This window comes from Nitrobacter vulgaris (assembly GCF_031453995.1).
GTDB classification, from domain to species: Bacteria; Pseudomonadota; Alphaproteobacteria; order Rhizobiales; family Xanthobacteraceae; genus Nitrobacter; species Nitrobacter vulgaris.
In genome coordinates, this window is the sequence record NZ_JAVDPZ010000020.1 from 1 (window position 1) to 17,165 (window position 17,165).

17 protein-coding genes are annotated in these 17,165 nt (G+C 57.7%); 8 read left to right on the top strand and 9 right to left on the bottom strand.

What is annotated here, in order from left to right:
* The first annotated feature begins 676 nt into the window (after positions 1–676).
* Complete coding sequence (tsaA, locus tag GGQ85_RS12805) at positions 677–1,117, top strand: tRNA (N6-threonylcarbamoyladenosine(37)-N6)-methyltransferase TrmO (RefSeq protein WP_274533971.1); 441 nt, start codon at positions 677–679, stop codon at positions 1,115–1,117.
* A gap of 67 nt (positions 1,118–1,184) precedes the next feature.
* Here the strand turns inward: tsaA and GGQ85_RS12810 are convergent, their stop codons facing one another.
* A complete protein-coding gene (locus GGQ85_RS12810; protein ID WP_309774841.1) occupies positions 1,185–2,453 on the bottom strand; it encodes a hypothetical protein in 1,269 nt (422 codons plus the stop codon).
* A gap of 381 nt (positions 2,454–2,834) precedes the next feature.
* On the opposite strand from GGQ85_RS12810, the gene GGQ85_RS12815 reads away from it, so the two are divergent.
* From GGQ85_RS12815 to GGQ85_RS12825, 3 genes are all read left to right on the top strand, one after another.
* Positions 2,835–3,032, top strand: a complete 198-nt coding sequence (locus GGQ85_RS12815; RefSeq protein WP_158081545.1) for a hypothetical protein — start codon at positions 2,835–2,837, stop codon at positions 3,030–3,032.
* Between the two features lie 437 nt (positions 3,033–3,469).
* Positions 3,470–3,742, top strand: coding sequence for a hypothetical protein (locus GGQ85_RS12820; RefSeq protein WP_079447859.1), 273 nt, complete (start codon positions 3,470–3,472; stop codon positions 3,740–3,742).
* A 319-nt stretch (positions 3,743–4,061) separates the two neighbouring features.
* A complete protein-coding gene (locus GGQ85_RS12825) occupies positions 4,062–5,114 on the top strand; it encodes a CobW family GTP-binding protein (protein WP_309774842.1) in 1,053 nt (350 codons plus the stop codon).
* Between the two features lie 939 nt (positions 5,115–6,053).
* Here the strand turns inward: GGQ85_RS12825 and GGQ85_RS12830 are convergent.
* Both GGQ85_RS12830 and GGQ85_RS12835 read right to left on the bottom strand, forming a co-directional pair.
* Complete coding sequence (locus GGQ85_RS12830) at positions 6,054–6,215, bottom strand: hypothetical protein (RefSeq protein WP_244553541.1); 162 nt, start codon at positions 6,213–6,215, stop codon at positions 6,054–6,056.
* A 1,382-nt stretch (positions 6,216–7,597) separates the two neighbouring features.
* Entirely contained in the window at positions 7,598–8,344 is a 747-nt protein-coding gene (locus GGQ85_RS12835; protein WP_079447862.1) for a hypothetical protein, read from the bottom strand.
* Positions 8,345–9,050: 706 nt separating this feature from the next.
* On the opposite strand from GGQ85_RS12835, the gene GGQ85_RS12840 reads away from it, so the two are divergent.
* A complete protein-coding gene (locus GGQ85_RS12840) occupies positions 9,051–9,458 on the top strand; it encodes a DUF59 domain-containing protein (RefSeq protein WP_309774843.1) in 408 nt (135 codons plus the stop codon).
* 614 nt (positions 9,459–10,072) lie between these two features.
* Here GGQ85_RS12840 and GGQ85_RS12845 read toward each other — a convergent pair.
* The 4 genes from GGQ85_RS12845 to argH all read right to left on the bottom strand — a co-directional run bounded on the left by GGQ85_RS12845 (position 10,073) and on the right by argH (position 14,188).
* Positions 10,073–10,627, bottom strand: coding sequence for a c-type cytochrome (locus tag GGQ85_RS12845; protein ID WP_079447864.1), 555 nt, complete (start codon positions 10,625–10,627; stop codon positions 10,073–10,075).
* Between the two features lie 374 nt (positions 10,628–11,001).
* Positions 11,002–12,267 carry a diaminopimelate decarboxylase gene (gene lysA, locus GGQ85_RS12850; RefSeq protein WP_079447865.1) on the bottom strand — a complete coding sequence of 422 codons (1,266 nt, stop codon included), beginning with the start codon at positions 12,265–12,267 and terminating at the stop codon, positions 11,002–11,004.
* Between the two features lie 158 nt (positions 12,268–12,425).
* The gene (lptM, locus tag GGQ85_RS12855; protein WP_374708889.1) at positions 12,426–12,707 is read right to left on the bottom strand and encodes an LPS translocon maturation chaperone LptM; all 282 of its coding nucleotides are present in this window, start codon (positions 12,705–12,707) and stop codon (positions 12,426–12,428) included.
* A gap of 92 nt (positions 12,708–12,799) precedes the next feature.
* Positions 12,800–14,188 (bottom strand): argininosuccinate lyase, encoded by a 1,389-nt coding sequence (gene argH, locus GGQ85_RS12860; protein WP_309774845.1) that lies wholly within the window; start codon positions 14,186–14,188, stop codon positions 12,800–12,802.
* Positions 14,189–14,299: 111 nt separating this feature from the next.
* Here argH and tlpA point away from each other — a divergent pair, with 111 nt between their 5' ends.
* The 3 genes from tlpA (at position 14,300) to GGQ85_RS12875 (ending at position 15,854) form a co-directional block, all read left to right on the top strand.
* Positions 14,300–14,971 (top strand): thiol:disulfide interchange protein TlpA, encoded by a 672-nt coding sequence (gene tlpA / locus GGQ85_RS12865; protein WP_244553543.1) that lies wholly within the window; start codon positions 14,300–14,302, stop codon positions 14,969–14,971.
* Between the two features lie 98 nt (positions 14,972–15,069).
* The gene (locus GGQ85_RS12870; RefSeq protein WP_079447869.1) at positions 15,070–15,429 is read left to right on the top strand and encodes a DUF1428 domain-containing protein; all 360 of its coding nucleotides are present in this window, start codon (positions 15,070–15,072) and stop codon (positions 15,427–15,429) included.
* A gap of 26 nt (positions 15,430–15,455) precedes the next feature.
* Positions 15,456–15,854: a VOC family protein gene (locus tag GGQ85_RS12875; protein WP_309774846.1), complete on the top strand. Its 399-nt coding sequence runs from the start codon at positions 15,456–15,458 to the stop codon at positions 15,852–15,854.
* On the opposite strand, the gene GGQ85_RS12880 is transcribed toward GGQ85_RS12875, so the two are convergent.
* Together GGQ85_RS12880 and GGQ85_RS12885 are read right to left on the bottom strand one after the other, a co-directional pair.
* Positions 15,851–16,042, bottom strand: a complete 192-nt coding sequence (locus GGQ85_RS12880; RefSeq protein ID WP_079447870.1) for a YjfB family protein — start codon at positions 16,040–16,042, stop codon at positions 15,851–15,853. The two genes, GGQ85_RS12875 and GGQ85_RS12880, sit on opposite strands and share 4 nt — an antisense overlap.
* A 159-nt stretch (positions 16,043–16,201) precedes the next feature.
* Entirely contained in the window at positions 16,202–17,074 is an 873-nt protein-coding gene (locus GGQ85_RS12885) for a 3-hydroxybutyryl-CoA dehydrogenase (protein WP_309774847.1), read from the bottom strand.
* Between the last annotated feature and the right edge of the window lie 91 nt (positions 17,075–17,165).

Genomic DNA, 17,165 nt, shown 5'->3' on the forward strand with positions numbered 1-17,165 from the left:
GCTCCGCCAAACGCTAATCCCAGAAACCGGCGGCCAAACCGGCGGCCAGACTGGCCCATCGACATCTTCATGCCGCTCGCGCTCCTTGTCATAAACCCGCACAAGCACCTGACGGCCTTTGATACGGGCCTAACAAGCGCGTTACGTACCGGCCGTTTTCTTAAAGGAGTATATTTTAAGATGCAAGCGCCGTTCATGCTGCTATGCGGCAACAACGAAAACGTTCCAATCGCGAGAACTAATTGCATCTTTGCGCTGTATCAAACGTCTCGCCGAGGTTTTTACGTCGATACGTCATCTCGATCGTACGATCAGCGACCGCAAATCTTCTTACTCTTTCTTGACCATGTGCTGAATTCTAATCATCGACGGCGCAAGCGGCGGCGGCGTCGCTGAAACATTTACCGAAGTGCAAACGCGGCGCCTAGGCCCCTTGGAACTTGATCACAACTTGAACTTGATCAGAGCTTCATGTCTCGTTCGCAAGCTTTGACAAACTGAGGATGCGGATGCCGAATGACATCTCCTGTCCTGACTTCTCTCGTGTCTCTTGTCGTGACGCTCGATCTTGGAGCAATGTAAAATGCTCAGCAGACCACGGACCGCAAATGCCTCTCGCCGGACAACCGCTTTGGATCACTCAATTCCACACTGGTAGCCACCCATGACGATTTGTATGCGATCCATCGCTACCGTGCGCAGCCGATTCACAAACGAGATGCGAATATCACGCCGCGACATCGTCGCGGAAATCGTCGTGCGTGAGGATCTTGCGGAGGCGCTGACTGGCATTGAGGAATGGTCGCATCTGATCATCCTGTTTTGGATGGATCAGCTCGTCGGCAAGCCTGTCCCATTAACCACGCACCCTCGGCATCGCACCGACCTGCCGGAAGTGGGTGTATTCTGCGCCCGCGGCCCGGAACGACCCAATCCGATTGGACTGGCCGTTGTCGAGTTGCTGAAGCGCCACGAAAATATTCTGACCGTCAAGGCTCTGGACGCCTACGACGGCACTCCCGTGCTCGATATCAAACCCTATGATGCATTTGACGCCATCACCGAACTTCGAGCGCCGCAATGGTGGATGACCGCAACGGGCCGGTTAACGCCGTGAGCGACACCGGCTTTTCATGAGAACATCGCTCCGGCGAATGTACTCTATGGCTCTATGGCATGCGCGATCAACGCGACCGCGGGCCCATCGGAGCCGACTGGCGCCATTGTCGCGACAAGCTAATAAGTCGCTCCCGGGAAATCGTCCCGCCGTGATAGACCGCGCGCGACACGGCGTTCGCGCCGAGCACGGCATCACCAAATTCGTGCCTTCGCAAGAAGGGATGATGCGGCAGATAGATTTGCACCATCGCTCTGTATTTTCCCATGTCAGACGCCGAGAGCCTGACACGGCCGGCGCCCTCGAGCGGCTTCGACTCGATATGTTGTGCAAGGAGCGCCAGTTGCTCCTCTACATCATAAACCGCGTTCGGCAACGAGGACTCGCATTGATCTCTCATCCGATCCCGCAACTTGTCCTGTTCGCGACACAGTATCTCGTACAGGACCGCCTCGACTACTCCCCATGCCTCGCGGCCACGGTTTGCTTTAAGGTTTCTGGCGACGGTTGTGAAATCGTCGATCACAGCCAGGATCGACCCTACCGCCGCAAGCAATGGCGCGTAGCCCGCGAATACCTTTCCTCTTCCGTCGTGCCACAGTTCGCCTGCCGACAAGCCAAGCGCAGCTTCGATCGCATCAAAGAAAGTCGTTATGAAATCCTCGGCGAGGTCCGGGTGCTCCAGATAGTGTGAGCCTGGCCTGGCGGCCGCCTTGGCATAAGCGTGGATAAGTTGCCGGGCACCCTCTTTGTCGTAGAACTCGACGTTCGCCGTGACGTGCTTAACTCCAGGCGCGGTGCGTTCAAATTGCTGTCGCGCCAGTTCAATCGACTCGAACCTTCCCAACAGGACCAGTTTGGGCCTTGATGTAACACGCCGGTCCCTCTGCAATAATTCGACACTTGATCCGAGAAACTGCTCGATCCCGGTCTCGTTCGACAGCAATCTCCCTTCGTCAAGAGCGTCGACAATGACGGGAATCCGCCCCTCGTGAAACGCCGCGATCGGTTCGCTCTTATCGGCAGCCTCAAGATCGGCCAACAGGGCATGGAGCGATCCGGCGGAAACGGGCACCTTTGCCAGATCGAGGATCGGGATCTCGAGCTGGGCTGACAATTGTCTTGCCAGGGTACTCTTGCCGGTCGCTGCAGACGCCTCGATCAAAATGATCTCCTTCTCCAGAACCGCCCGATCGCCCTCCTCCGTTTCGAATCTCGGTGGCACGAACGGGGTCGGCGGCTCCGCGATGAAGAGAGATCCGGTCTGGTCAAGCTTCGGAAAATGGACGGGCCGGTTCAATGCATCAACGAGTACGCTCAGCGCGGTATCCGGCATCAGATGACCTCTTGGGGTGAAGGTGGCACGTTTACAATCGCAAACCTTCGGGTTCAATGAATAATCCGCTGCCGAAGGCCAACCGTTGCCGCGCAACACGCTCGACCTGGTTAGTGGAATGCGCCTCCTCCCAAGTCGAGGGCTTGACGCAATAGACGGACGCAATTCGCTCAGGCATCACCAAAACGATCACTCATAGCGAATGAGGCGGCCAGGCGTCCGTTGTTGCTCCGCAATATAATTGTATATCCGTCGCTGCCTCATTCCGGAATACATTGACGGGAACGAGCATAACCGGCGTAAAACGAACCCGACGGGATTGTACGCCGGCGCGAATCCATGTCATACTAGGCTATGCTTAAAGGTTGGAAGATCAGCACCGTGAGGCCGGGCAGAGGCGCCAGCGGGGCGTTACGCCGGGAATTCATCCTTGTCGCCATCGCCGACCAGGACGCGGCTGTTCGCGCGGTCAAGGAGACCCTCCCTGACGCGGAAATCAAGGTCGATTCAGAAGCCACTCCAGAGCTTCTTGCCGAATATCAGGTCATCGACGGCGAAATGGTTGTACTCGCCGATTGAATTGATCCGGGAAGGTGCATGCTCGCATCCCTTTTGTAAGCGGCGAATTGCAGAAGCCTGAGAATACGGCGCGAGGATAGTTCCGCGATCATAAGGTTGTAGCTGACAGCCGATTTGGCACTTTTGGATGGATCAGCCATAAGCGAGCCGAGGTTTATGTTCGGCGTTTACGATATTTGTCGTTTTGGTTGCGAGACGGGTCCAAATGAGGTTCCGTAAAGCGCCGGGATCTCCAAATTCTTCACGGCAGCTGAGAAAAATAGTTTCCCACGTCGATCGACGGCGCGCGGCGGGAGCGACGCGCCCGGCCAGAGCCGGCGCTATTTCAAGACACATCCGGATCAGGTGTCGATCGCCCTCATGGACAAGCCGTACTCGCCTGTGATTAAGGCTGATGTCGGAGCCCCAGAAACACCTGTCTTAGGAGAAAATAGCCGATGCGATACCGCACCAACCAGGGACTGCTGATAGAGGCCGAAACGTCGGCCGGTGCAATCCGCCGCCTGCGAGAGTCGAGCTGGAACGAACAGAACCTCAGCGATGAGGCGTACATGGAAGCGGTTGCGGATCGCATGTTCCAGGAGGGTATCCACGTTTCAACGCTCAGCCCGGACATGTTCATTGCCGGGTTATTGAGGGGCGGACTACTCACGCGCGAACCGGATGATACGCAGCCGGATGCGGCGAACCAGGAGGCCGATCGCAAATAGGGCCAGAATCGGCTGGCTTCGGTGTCAGCCTGGCAGGCTCGCCAGGAAAATTGCTACGCTCTGACGGGTGTCCGTGGAGCGAGCACCCGAGAAGTCGGCCCCATTCGGGCCTCTTCTGCTTGCTATTGCGCAGACCCAACTCACGCGCAGCACCAAGCCTAGCGTCAGCGGAGCGCGATATCCGGCAGCCCGCGCAAAATCAACATCGGCGCTCAACGCAAGCGAAGGCCGCCAAAACCAACGCCGAGGAAACAATCCCTCGTGGTGATTGATGCAAAGAGGCTGGGTGCCTATATAGGCGAACCAGCGGAGGAACAAAATGACTGACAAAATCCCGGTCACCGTGCTGACCGGCTATCTTGGCGCCGGTAAAACCACACTGCTCAACCGTATCCTTTCGGAAGAACACGGAAGAAAATACGCCGTTATCGTCAACGAATTCGGGGAAATTGGCATCGATAACGACCTCGTCGTCGGCGCAGACGAGGAAGTGTTTGAGATGAACAACGGTTGCATCTGCTGCACCGTGCGCGGAGATCTCATGCGCATCCTGGCCGACCTGATGAAGCGGAATGGCAAATTCGACGCCATCATCGTCGAGACCACGGGCCTCGCCGATCCGGCGCCGGTGGCACAGACCTTTTTCGTCGATGAGAATGTCGGGAAGAAGACCAAGCTCGACGCGGTCGTGACCGTCACCGATGCCAAGTGGCTCAATGACCGGCTCAAGGACGCTCCGGAAGCCAAGAACCAGATTGCCTTCGCCGACGTGATCCTGATTAACAAGACAGATCTCGTCTCGCCCGACGAGCTCAGCGAAATCGAAGCGCGCATCCGCGGCATCAATCCTTACGCGAAGTTGCACAGGACACAGCGAGCGCAGATCCCGCTCAACGAGATTCTAGAACGCAACGCCTTCGATCTCGACCGCATTCTTGATATCGAACCGACCTTCCTCGAAGGCAAGGACCATGATCACGATCATGACCATCATCATCATGACCATGACCATGATCACGACCATCATCATGACCATGGCCACGACCATCATGGCGGGCTCAAGCACTACCACGACGAGGAAATGCAATCGATTTCGCTCAAAACCGACAAGCCGCTCGACGCCGACAAATTTTTCCCGTGGGTCGAGGATCTCGTGCAGAAGGAAGGCCCCAATATCTTGCGCAGCAAAGGCATTCTTTCCTTCAAGGATGAGGATCGTCGTTTCGTGTTCCAAGGCGTGCATATGATTCTCGACGGCGACCATCAACGGCCCTGGAAGGAGGACGAAAAGCGTCAAAGCCGGATCGTTTTCATCGGCCGCAATCTGCCCGAACAGATGATCACTGAAGGGTTTCAGAGCTGCGTCGCTTAAGCGAGGTCGGCCGCGTGCTGTCACGATGAGAGGGTGCGCGCACGGGCCGCACGTTGCGATGATTCTGGATCGATCGACCCAAGAAACGCGATCAATCCCATTACTCTAGACCGGGATGCGGACGGTTAAACAGTAAAACACCTCCCCTCATCCCGGCCCAGTTGCGAGCGTACGATTGTTGACGTCCTGTCATTGTTGACGTCCTGTCTTGGCCGTGCCGACGATGCCTGGCGCTTGGACGACTTGCCGTTTTCTCAACGCGGATGCAGCAAGCGGCCGGAGTCGGAATACGCACCGGACGCAGTGGATCGATACCGGGAAGAGCGGCCGCAATTGACATCGAGCGAAGTCCTTCCAAACCGAGAACCTGGCACCTCGCGAACAAGTTTGATGGCGCCGGCAAGGATTGAAAATTCCGAGGAGCCAATCACTGCGAATCCTCACTTGTTTTTCGTCCGCTGGTAAAGATGCCCTGCGCGAAAGGCTGCCCGAGCGCCAGTGAAACGGGCCTGCAGGACGATGCTCAAGTAGAGGATTCAACGCTGTTGAATCAGGCTCTCCTGCGTGCGTTGCAGATCGCGACAACGGTCGACAGGGCTTGTGAGGATGCTGGTCCCGGGCGAGGGCAGCCCTGGCTTCAGCAGATCGCAAAAGCCGAAACGGGCAATGAGCCAAGTATCCGCAAGGCCGCGCTTGTTACGGAGTCGATCGCGGGTTGCGTACGATTGCACGCGATGCAGCCGCGCGCGCCATGCAGCGCAAGCGTCGAGGCTCAATCAGGACGCTGAACTACGCGAACCCTACTGATGTCTATTCGCCCTTCGAAAACACTGAAGCCGAGCTTCAGCGCCGATGACCGGCGAATAAACAATCTTCTGAGGGCTTGCGATTAGAGCAGCGCCAGAGACGAGGGCGGTTGCAGCCCACCAGCTATGGCGCTTATGGTTCCTCGGAGGGCCTGGAAAAAATGATAAGCAAAAATCCGACGACAGCCATCGCCGCGCCGTAATAGACCCATTCGGTATGCCTGACTATGATGCCATCGGCAGGATAGCCGTAAAAGCGGAAGCCCTGCCCCATAAAGCCCAATCCGGCGATCAAGGTGATAACTCCGACGATTCTGAATAGAGCGTGCATTCTAAGGCGTTATCCCGGATTATTGAATGAGACCAAAAGCGAGTATGCCATACTATGCGGCCTCGGCCTTCGCTTCAACTCCATTTACGATCGGGATTTTTTCCTCCCCAACACGGTAAGTCCGCATTGAGGAGAGGTCATCTTGGTGAGTTATTCAATCAGCGAGAAAAATTGGCATTCATGTGCGCTCTGGATGCGGAGCCTGAAGAGGTTGTCTCGGTTTGAGCGAGACCACTGATGGGTGGCTTTGAGTACTGTGGGGTCGGCGCCAGTTGTAGATATGTGTCCACATCGACAGGTTCTGAGGTCGGCCATCCGAGGTTGGTATGCCCGAGCGTAGGCCATTCCCTGAGAGCGGCCTGGATGAAGCGCTTGGTTCTGGCGTGTACTCATTTATTGTTGCTCGAGTCCATGTTTGCGACAAAGCCGCCCGCTTATCCCGACGCAGGCGGAGCTGATTGTTGGCGACGTGCAGCAAGGCCCATCCCATGGGGCTCTTCGTGACTGATAACGCTCAAATTGATTGCGTCGTCAGAACGATGTCACCAAGGGCGCGGCGCGAGAATCGTGAGCTTGACATTGGGGGAGCTTAGCGAGCACCGCATTGCCTGTGCTAGGCGCTGTGCCATGGCCCGCTTTCGTCAAAACCGCATCATCGCGCTCCAATCATCGCACCTCGGACGTCTGACTGGTCGTGTTGTCGCTTCGCGCTTTTGACCCGATGCGTTATCGCAACAGATGTCGGTGCCAGCATGTTGTTCTGGTTACCGCCTGAAAGGGTCAGAACCTCGTGCGATTGGGAAGAATTAGAACGCGATCAAAGCCGCTCGACTCCCGCGTTCATATCCGAGAGATTTAGAGTCGACGTTTCCTACGTTGCGCTCGCATGAACTTATCGGTCGGGATGAACTCGCGCCGCTACGCGTTGTATCGTGTGTTCGGCTGTCGCGACCCATCGCCGCATCAGAACACGGCTCTCGCCGCAACGACGGCCACGTGCTTTTCGAATCGCCTAACGGCTTTGCCGAATTGAAAGCTAAGTTAAGCTCACCCGTGGTCAGCGCGAACCAACCATTCGTGAGTCTGGCGGTCTTGATGGCGAGCTCGGTCAGCGAAGACTTGCAGTCACCATCAACCACGAGGGCAGAACGTGATACGCATCGCCCTATCGACAGGGTCCCATCAACCTATCTTCTGTTTTTTCTTCTGTTTTTGCTCGTTCGGTCGCATGCGCAACCATCTGGCGCCACGCTCTCACCAAAAAAATTAGCGCCCGCTTTTTCGCGGGCGCTAATTGATTTCACTAAGGCGTTCAGCCCTGTCAACTAAACAGCAGTCGAGGGCAACTAGACAGACGAGCCAGCCCTGATCTTTTTCTCCGGCTTCTGAGAAGCAGCCGTCGATGTAACTGTGGGCACGCCGTTCTCGAAGCTTACCTCAGCACCCATGCCTGCCGCCATTTCACCCTCAAGAATCGAAGGCTGCTTCGGCGCGGTGAGACGCTGGAACGACTCTGTCAAAGCGCTCGAAAGGTCAATGGCCCTGCCACGGACTGAATCCCACAACATTACCATGCCCTGGTTGGGCACAAACATTCCTTGCCTGGCAGAGCGGTTCAAGGCCAGACGCGCATCGCGCGCACGCCGACGTCCGGTATGCTCGTGATCGTGTTCGTCCGGCTGCGCATTGACAGGCAGCTGCAATACCGTAGCGGTTTGCCCCGCCACAAGCTGAGCAACCTTCAAAACCTGTCCATTCGGAAATTCCAGTGCGTCGTGCTGGACGTACGGATTATCCGTATCGACTTTACGGAAGCTCGCGACCTTGTGATCAACACGAGCTTTGCCGGAAAACTTTATCCCAAGAAAGCTCCGGGGTTGCTCATACTGAACATTCTCATCAAATGCGAGTTCCGTTCCAGGTAGCAAGCAGACCGCCAGCTCAGGCGGGCTGTCATGAATTACAAGCTTGGGACCGAGCTCGCCCACGGCGGCAAAGCCGCGCACGTTCGATTTTGCGAGCTCCATAGTGACCAGCTTATCGGCGACCTTGGCAGGCCGCGAAGAGACGTGATGCAGACTGTAGTCGCACATGAAGGGCTCCTCTGGTTGGGACTACGCATTACCGCACATCAATACAATACCAACGATGTGAACTCGTTCCGCCAATCTTCCTACCTTGGCGGCTGCGCATTAAGTCCAACTAATCCAACCATGCTAAATTGGTACGGTCCAAAACTTACCATGGTAACAACGTTCGCGTCAACTCAATTTCCCCAGCCCACTTCGTCCATTCGAAGCACAATTCTGCTTTAAAATCAGCGGGTGCGGCCCACGCGCTCGACCAAATCCCCTACTGTAGCCCACAGGCAAAAGCCGGGACATGGCTAGAATTGCTCCAGAATTTCGTTCCACTAAATTCTTCTCGGCGATCGCGCCGGGGGAACTCCATCCCCTTTGAGTCGAGATGCGGCGAGTTCCTTGGCCGAACACATTCTTGCGATCACCCAGGACCACGTGCGATCTCGTCTTCTTGCGATCTCGTCTTATAAAGGGTTGGTCGCGACTTGGCGGCACGAATTTCGAGATGCAGCAAGGCCAACGTTGCTTGCTGCTTGGATAAGGCGGGCAACTGCGCTATGTAGGTTAAACACGCTGGCCTAGGGACTCCCAGTCGGCGAGCCGCTCCAAGAGACGTGCGGCGGAAGACCTATCCGAATTCGAACCTAGCGAGCCGAACTGGGTGGACCTGGGTCAAAGCTTGGCGCGAGCTTTTCGCCACAGCGCAGGAGTTTTTGACATGATGGACGAGGCGAATGTGGCTGGAACCGAAAGCGCCTGCCTAGTCGAGGCTCGCGCGGGTGACGCGACGGATCACTCCTCAAACACTCCGCCTGACGAAATGGCACGGATGGGCGAAGAAATCATCGCCGCGCTCAAGACAGTCTACGATCCGGAAATTCCGGCTGATCTCTACGAGCTTGGTCTGATCTATAAAATCGCAATAGACGACGATCGCGTGGTCAGTATCGAGATGACACTGACCTCCCCAAATTGTCCGTCCGCAGCGGAAATACCTGGCCAGATAAAGAACGCGGTGAAAGGGGTTTCGGGCGTGCACGATGCCATGGTCAACATCGTCTGGGAACCGACGTGGGATGCTAGCCGCATGTCAGACGAGGCGCGCACCGTCCTCAACATGTGGTGATGGCCCGCGCTGGCTCGGGATTGATTCGTGAACACACAGCCGGCAACGATCCGGCGATCGATGTTCGCCAGAGGTTCATTTCTCCCTCAGCATGCAGTGTGATGGCTCGGCCTCGCTAACCTGCAGAGCAGCCCGAAACCTTTAGAAAAGGGAGCTTATCAGCCGCCCGGCAGCGGCCGGATCGACGCAAAAATCGGATCTTTAAGACCGAAAAGGGAAGCTTGCATCGCAGCCAGCCCCTGCAATCGTAACTAGTGGCCCATCGCTTGGCTGTCAGTGATTTACGGATAGACTATGGCGATAGAGATAGACCACGGCGATAGAGAGCGAGTGGCAGCCGTTAGCGTCAATTCGTAACGGCGTATCCGCTTCCGCTAGCCGCCTACCCTCGCACTAGGCTCGCTGCGCGAGGTTCTCGAGAAAATCAAAGCTGCGGCAATGATCCGCCCCAACTTTTCTCTTTGGCAAAGCGCAACGCCCGCCAGCAGCAGCCGGCGGGCGTTGTGTTTGACTCACCCTGACGGTATAACCGCGAGCGGAATGCTCGCGAGCGAGCGCCATCGAGTTCGGATCATGCAAGCCTTTTAAGTCCCAAGGCTTGCATGCAAGACGGCCTACTTCGGTAGCGCCGCCGGACTCTTGGAAAGGGTATTGAGATAGGCAACCAAGTCAGCGCGCTTGGTCTCACTCTTCAACCCAGGGAAGCCCATGGACGTGCCCTTGGCGTAGGCCTTCGGGTCATCCAGCCACTTGTTGAGTTCGGCAAAGGTCCACTTGCCGCCAGCCTTGCTCTTCAAGGCAGCTGAGTAGTTGAAGCCCTCCTCCGAAGCGATGGGCCGATTGACAACGCCGTAAAGGCCCGGACCAACCTTCTTGCCCTGGCCTTCTTCAATGGTGTGGCAACTCTGGCACTGCTTGACGAGCCCGGCACCGCGCTCGGCAGAGGCACTGGCTAGCGCCTTGTTGAACGACTCCGCGTCACCGGCGCTCGACGCGGCTGCGGCTTCCTTGGTCTCGGCCTTATGGCTGGCTTCAGCGTGCGACGACTCTGGCGCGCTGAACGATTCGTCGATGATGCGTACCGTTTGCACAAACAACAATGTTCCCAGCAGCGCGCCGAGAATCGCGTTGGACCGGTTCGAATGCACTGTATCACTACCAGAGCTCATTACTACAATACTCCCAGCGGTATGAAGGAGCCAAAGAAACCCGGGATGTCCCGGACGAACTGAAAAGATCGATGGCTGCGGCACCCCCGGCACACCAATCTCGAACAGCCCCACTCTAGCCCGTTTCGCGTGCCTAAAGGGAGCGGCGGGCACACCCATACCAAATAGATGTATATCGTGCAACGGACTCGGCCCGGCGTTGAAGGCCGCCGGATCTTGCCCTGCGAGCGCGGCTTTTGACTCGCGCTCTTGGGCCTTTACTCTTGCATTATCCTCAGCTTGCCCTCATTCGCGCAGTCGCGAAGCGCCCTCATGTTGCAGCGCAACTGCACGATCGATAGTGACACCATTGGAATTGAGCGAGGCGGCGGCGATCACAGCCAGGGTGCAAGTTTGTCCATTGCAATGAGTTGCTCGACTTCGATGCGCGGGCGGACCACCGCATACTGGTCTTCTTTGACCAACACCTCGGGGATCAGCGCGCGGGTGTTATAGGTTCCTGACTGCACTGCTCCGTAAGCACCGGCGGTCATGATCGCGAGAAGGTCGCCGGCTTGCGGCTCCGGCAGATTGCGCTCGATCGCCAGATAATCCCCGGTCTCACAAACCGGACCGACCACATCGGCAACCATCACCGTGGCATCCTTGGATGCGGCGCGCACCGGCATGATCTGATGATAGGCCTCGTATAGCGTGGGGCGAATGAGGTCGTTCATGGCCGCATCGATGATGACGAAATTCCGGGCATTGCCATGCTTCACGTAGATGACGCGCGTCACCAGTATGCCTGCATTGCCGACAATCATGCGGCCCGGCTCGAACATCAGCGTGCAGTCAAGATTGTGGGTCACGCGCTTGACCATGTCGGCATAGGCAAGCGGTTCTGGCGGCGCCGATCGGTCCTCGTAATAGGGAATGCCGAGGCCGCCGCCAAAATCGACATGCGAGATGACGTGACCATCGGCGCGCAGCGTGGAGACAAAATCCGCCAGCAAACGGAAGGCTGTTTCCATCGGACCGAGATCGGTGATCTGGCTGCCGATATGCATGTCGACGCCGGTGACCTTTATACCGGGCAGCTTCGCCGCTCTGGCATAGACTGCACGCGCCTGGGTGATCGGAATGCCGAACTTGTTCTCCAGTCTGCCCGTTGAAATCTTGGCATGAGTGCCGGAATCAACGTCAGGATTGACACGGACCGAGACGCGCGCGGTGCGACCCGTTTCAATCGCGAGCCGGGACAGCAGGTCGAGTTCTGGTTCCGATTCAACATTGATGCAAAGAACGTCCGCGGCCAACGCCGCGCGTAGTTCGGATTCGGTCTTGCCGACGCCCGAGAAGAGAATCTTGCTCGCCGGAATGTCCGCAGCGAGCGCGCGCTTAAGTTCGCCGCCGGAGACGACATCGGCTCCCGCTCCGAGCTTTGCCATGGTTCGCAGCACCGACTGATTGGAATTCGCCTTCACGGCGTAGCAGACCAAATGGTCGGTCCCTGCGAAAGCCTCGGCAAATACGCGGTAGTGCCGTTCCAGCGTAGCCGTCGAATAACAATAGAACGGCGTGCCGACGACCTCGGCGAGCATTGAAAGATCGACGCCCTCGGCGTGGAGCACGCCGTCGCGATAATCGAAGTGGTGCATAAAACTAGTTTCCCGAATCCGACGTTCGCTTCACCAATGTCGCACCTTCCCTAGGGAACTTCGGATTCAGAAGGACACCGGTTGCGCTTCTGTTGTGATCTCGGCTCATAGGAGTGCAGAGATCGTGAGGCAAACGTCTGAACCGCCACGGCCGCATCTCAACGGCTGTCGAGCAGCGGGTCGAGGATGAAGGATTTCTTGGTGCCCTTGGACGCAGCCGGATCACTGTTCATCCCGTAAGACGGATCGAACAAGTTGCCATGGGTTGTATTAACGCGCTCATGGTCCGCCGCCGCCGGGGCGGCGGCTGGCGGCTGTTCCGACGCGGTCGAGGGAGGATCGAGCTCGCCCTTTCGCCCGCAACCGGCGAGCGCCAGCGCAGCTGCTGTCAGAAAAAATAGTGCCCATCTCGCTGAGACGGATCTCGAAGTGCTGTTCACGGCGTTTTCCCCAATCAGGGGCACCATACAAAGAATGCCCTGTTCTGGCGAGACCGGAAGACAGGGAAATTCAAGCGAAAAAAGGACGGATTCTATTTTCGCTCTTTCAGCCGCTTGAGCCAGGCCTCGGCTTGCGCGTGAACATTTTTCGGCGCGGTCCCGCCGTAGCTCGTCCGGCTTTTCACCGATGCCTCCACGGATAGCACCATAAGGGCGTCGCGGGTGATGCGCGGCTCCACCTCCTGCATCGCAGACAGCGGCAGCTCATGCAGGGCGACGCCCTGCTTCGATGCAGCGGCAACGATACGCCCGGTGACGTGATGCGCATCACGGAACGGCATCTTCAGCGTCCGGACCAGCCAGTCTGCGAGATCAGTCGCGGTCGCATAGCCGTCGCCGGCCGCGGCCTTCATCCGCGTCTCGTCAGGCACGAGGTCGGCGACCATGCCGGTCATGGCGCGGATCGCCAGCGACAGCGCGCTGAACGCCTCCATCGCACCCTGCTTGTCTTCCTGCATGTCCTTTTGATAGGCCAGCGGCAATCCCTTCATCACGACCAGCAGCCCCGTGAGCGCTCCGACGACGCGACCGGTTTTGGCGCGCACCAATTCGGCAGCGTCCGGATTGCGCTTTTGCGGCATGATCGACGAACCCGTGGTGAACTTGTCGGAAAGTCGTACAAGGCCCACCAGCGGCGACGTCCAGATCACCATCTCCTCCGCGAAACGCGACAAGTGCGTCGATGCGATCGCCGCGGCCGATAGTGTCTCCAGAACGAAATCACGGTCAGAAACCGCGTCAAGCGAATTCGCCATCGGGCGATCGAACCCAAGTCCCTTCGCGGTGGCATGGCGATCGATCGGAAAGGATGTACCCGCCAGCGCGGCCGCTCCAAGCGGGCTCTCGTTCAAACGCTTGCGCGCATCGGCGAAGCGCCCGCGATCACGGGCTGCCATTTCGACATAGGCCAACAGATGATGACCGAAGGTCACCGGCTGAGCAGTTTGCAAGTGCGTAAAACCCGGCATCACCGTCCCTGCAAACTCCAGAGCGCGCGTCGCCAGAACCTGCTGAAAGGCATCGAGCGCAGCATCGGTCTCGTCGATGACGTCACGGACATAGAGGCGGAAATCGGTCGCAACCTGATCGTTACGAGAGCGCGCGGTATGCAATCGTCCCGCCGCGGCCCCGATCAGTTCCCCGAGTCGGCCCTCCACGTTCATGTGAATGTCTTCGAGCGCTCGCTTGAAGTCGAAGGAATCGTTGCGGATCTCTGACAAAATCGTGTCTAGACCCTTGCCTATTTTTTTCGCATCATCCGCCGCGATGATGCCTTGAGCGGCAAGCATCTCAGCATGGACCTTTGACGCGGCGATATCCTGGGCGTAGAGGTGGCGATCCACGTCGATTGAGACATTGATCTCCTCCATGATCGCATCGGGTCCTTCGCCGAACCGGCCGCCCCACATCTTGTTGCTCATGCCGTGCGCTCATTTTCATCATGCTTGCCGGACGATTGATCCCGTCCGGTTGGTGTAGCCGTCTGAAGCCGACGCCTGCATACCCGTATCTTATACAGGATGACAAACGATATGACCGATACCCCCACGCCACCTCACCGCGCCGAAAGCAAGCTTCCCATAGGCCCGTTGGTCGCAGTCGCTATCGTCGTAGGGGTTACGGCCACTCTTTTAGGTGTCGGGCACCTCAGGCATGCGAAGTCCGCCGCTCACGCCTTCGTACCCTGCGGTACGGCGGTGGAACTGTCCAAAAAGCTCGCCCCGCAGGCCATAGGCGAAGTGGCTTCGCTGACCATGGCATCGAAACCACGTCAGATGCCGGACCTGGCCTTTATGGACGGCGACGGCCAACCCAGGAAGCTTTCGGACTGGCAAGGGAAGACCGTTCTCGTGAACCTATGGGCGACCTGGTGTGTGCCCTGCAGGACGGAAATGCCGGCCCTGGACCGACTTCAGGGCAAGCTTGGCAGCGATAAATTCGCCGTGGTCGCCATCAATATCGACACCCGCGACTCCGACAAACCGAAGGCTTTTTTGAAAGAAGCCAACCTGACTCATCTGGGCAATTTTCATGACGACAAAGCGTCCGTTTTTCAGGCGCTCAAGAGCGTTGGCATGGCGGTCGGAATGCCTACCTCGGTGCTGATCGACGGCCACGGTTGCGAAATCGGCAACATGGCCGGACCGGCTGAATGGGACAGCCCCGACGCGATCAAACTGATTGAGGCATCGTTGGCGCCATGACCCCGGTTCACTACTGACCGGTCAAGCATCACAACGAACGGACGGGTCCGAATGCCCCCGCACCTGCGGTTCCCCTGAGCGTACCCGAAAGGAATTCCATGCAGTATGTCGATGGATTCATCGTTCCGGTGCCGAAGAAGCGTCTCAATGCCTACCGTACCATGGCACGCAAGGCCGCCAAGGTCTGGCGCGAGCACGGCGCGCTGGACTATCGCGAATGCGTGGCGGAGGACGTCAAGGTCGGCAAGTGGACGTCGTTTCCGCGCAGCGTGAAGCTGAAGCCGGGCGAAACTGTGGTGTTTGCCTGGATTACCTACAAGTCGCGCAAGCATCGCGACAGGGTCAACACCAAGGTGATGAAGGACCCGCGCCTCGCCGACATGATGGATCCGAAGGCGATGCCGTTCGATGCCAAACGTATGATCTATGGCGGCTTCGAGGTGTTCGTCAGCGCGTGATCGACACAGATACAAAGGAAGATCCAATGACGGGACATGGTCACTTTCACTGGACTGAATTCGTCACCCGCGACCCGGAAAGATTCAAGACATTCTACGCCCGAACGGTCGGATGGACCTATGAGGCACAGACCCAACCGGATGGCGAATGCTACTGGGTGGCGCTAGCGAATGGCGAGCCGGTCGGCGGCATCTTCCCTACCAACCGTCCCGGCCTGGAGGGCGTTCCCGATGGCTGGATGCCGTATCTCGCCGTCGATGACATCGATGCGCGCGTCGCGAAGGCAGTGGCCGCCGGCGCGCAATTGATGAAGCCGATTTTCGATATTCCAAATGTTGGCCGGCTGGCGATCCTGATGCAGCCGGGGGGCGTCGGTGTCGGCTGGATCACACCGACACAGGACCAAAGCCCGAAATCGACCTAAACTGAAACGTCGAGATGACCGCCGATGCCCGGCGCGTTGTTCGTTGCCGGGCTGGTCTGCGATGGGACGAGCAACTGAAGCACCTGCGCCTGGGCGTCGAGGCTCATCTTCATGACCCGGTTCGCGACCTGCGATTGCGTATTGGCCGCCATCATGCCGGCCGCTGCCGCAACTAAACCTACATACATGTGGACAGCTCCACGTCCGTTCTAGAGGCGTTTTCGAGCGAAGTGGATACCGGTTCGCATAAAGAAAACGCATCAAATCAAAACATAGAATCTTTCACCGTTTCCGTGAAAGGGTGAAAGACTCTAGCGAACTGTGGTTAACAAATCCTGGCGGAACGATTAGCGCGTGGGAACCGGCTTTTCACCGCGATAGTCGTAGAAGCCGCGCTGGCTCTTGCGCCCGAGCCATCCGGCCTCGACGTATTTCACCAGCAACGGACAGGGCCGATACTTGGAGTCGGCGAGTCCTTCGTGCAGCACCTGCATGATAGACAGGCAGGTGTCGAGCCCAATGAAGTCGGCGAGTTCAAGCGGACCCATCGGGTGATGCGCGCCGAGCCGCATGGCGGCATCGATCGCCTCGACGTTACCCACGCCTTCATACAGGGTGTAGATGGCCTCGTTGATCATCGGCAGCAGAATGCGGTTAACAATGAAAGCCGGAAAGTCCTCTGACACGGCAATCTGCTTGCCGAGCTTAATGACGAATTCCTTGGCCGTATCGAATGTCGCATCGCCGGTCGCGATGCCCCGGATGAGTTCGACCAACTCCATCAGCGGCACCGGATTCATGAAATGAATGCCGATGAACTTTTCCGGCCGATCGGTCGACGCGGCCAGCCGCGTAATCGAGATCGATGACGTGTTGGAAGCGACGATGGCCTCGGGCTTGAGCACCGTGCACAGATTAAGAAAAATCTTCCGCTTCACTTCCTCCTTCTCGACGGCAGTTTCGATCACCAGATCGCAATCCGCCAACCCGTCGAAAGTTTGGGTTTGCGAAATCCGCGAAAGCGCTTTTTCGCGATCGTCGTCGGTAATGATCTTCTTCAAGACCTGGCGGGACAGGTTCGCGTTGATCGTCGCCATGGCCGAGTTGAGCTGATCGGCGGAAACATCGTTGAGCACGACGTCGAACCCCGAAAGAGCGGTCACATGCGCAATGCCGTTGCCCATCTGGCCCGAACCGATCACGCCGACTTTTCTAATCATTGCCGCATCTCGTCATCTCACCGGTCCTGACCGCGCAGACCGCGGCGCACTGCATTCTTGCACAAACCCCGGCTGAAGTCCGTTGCTCCGG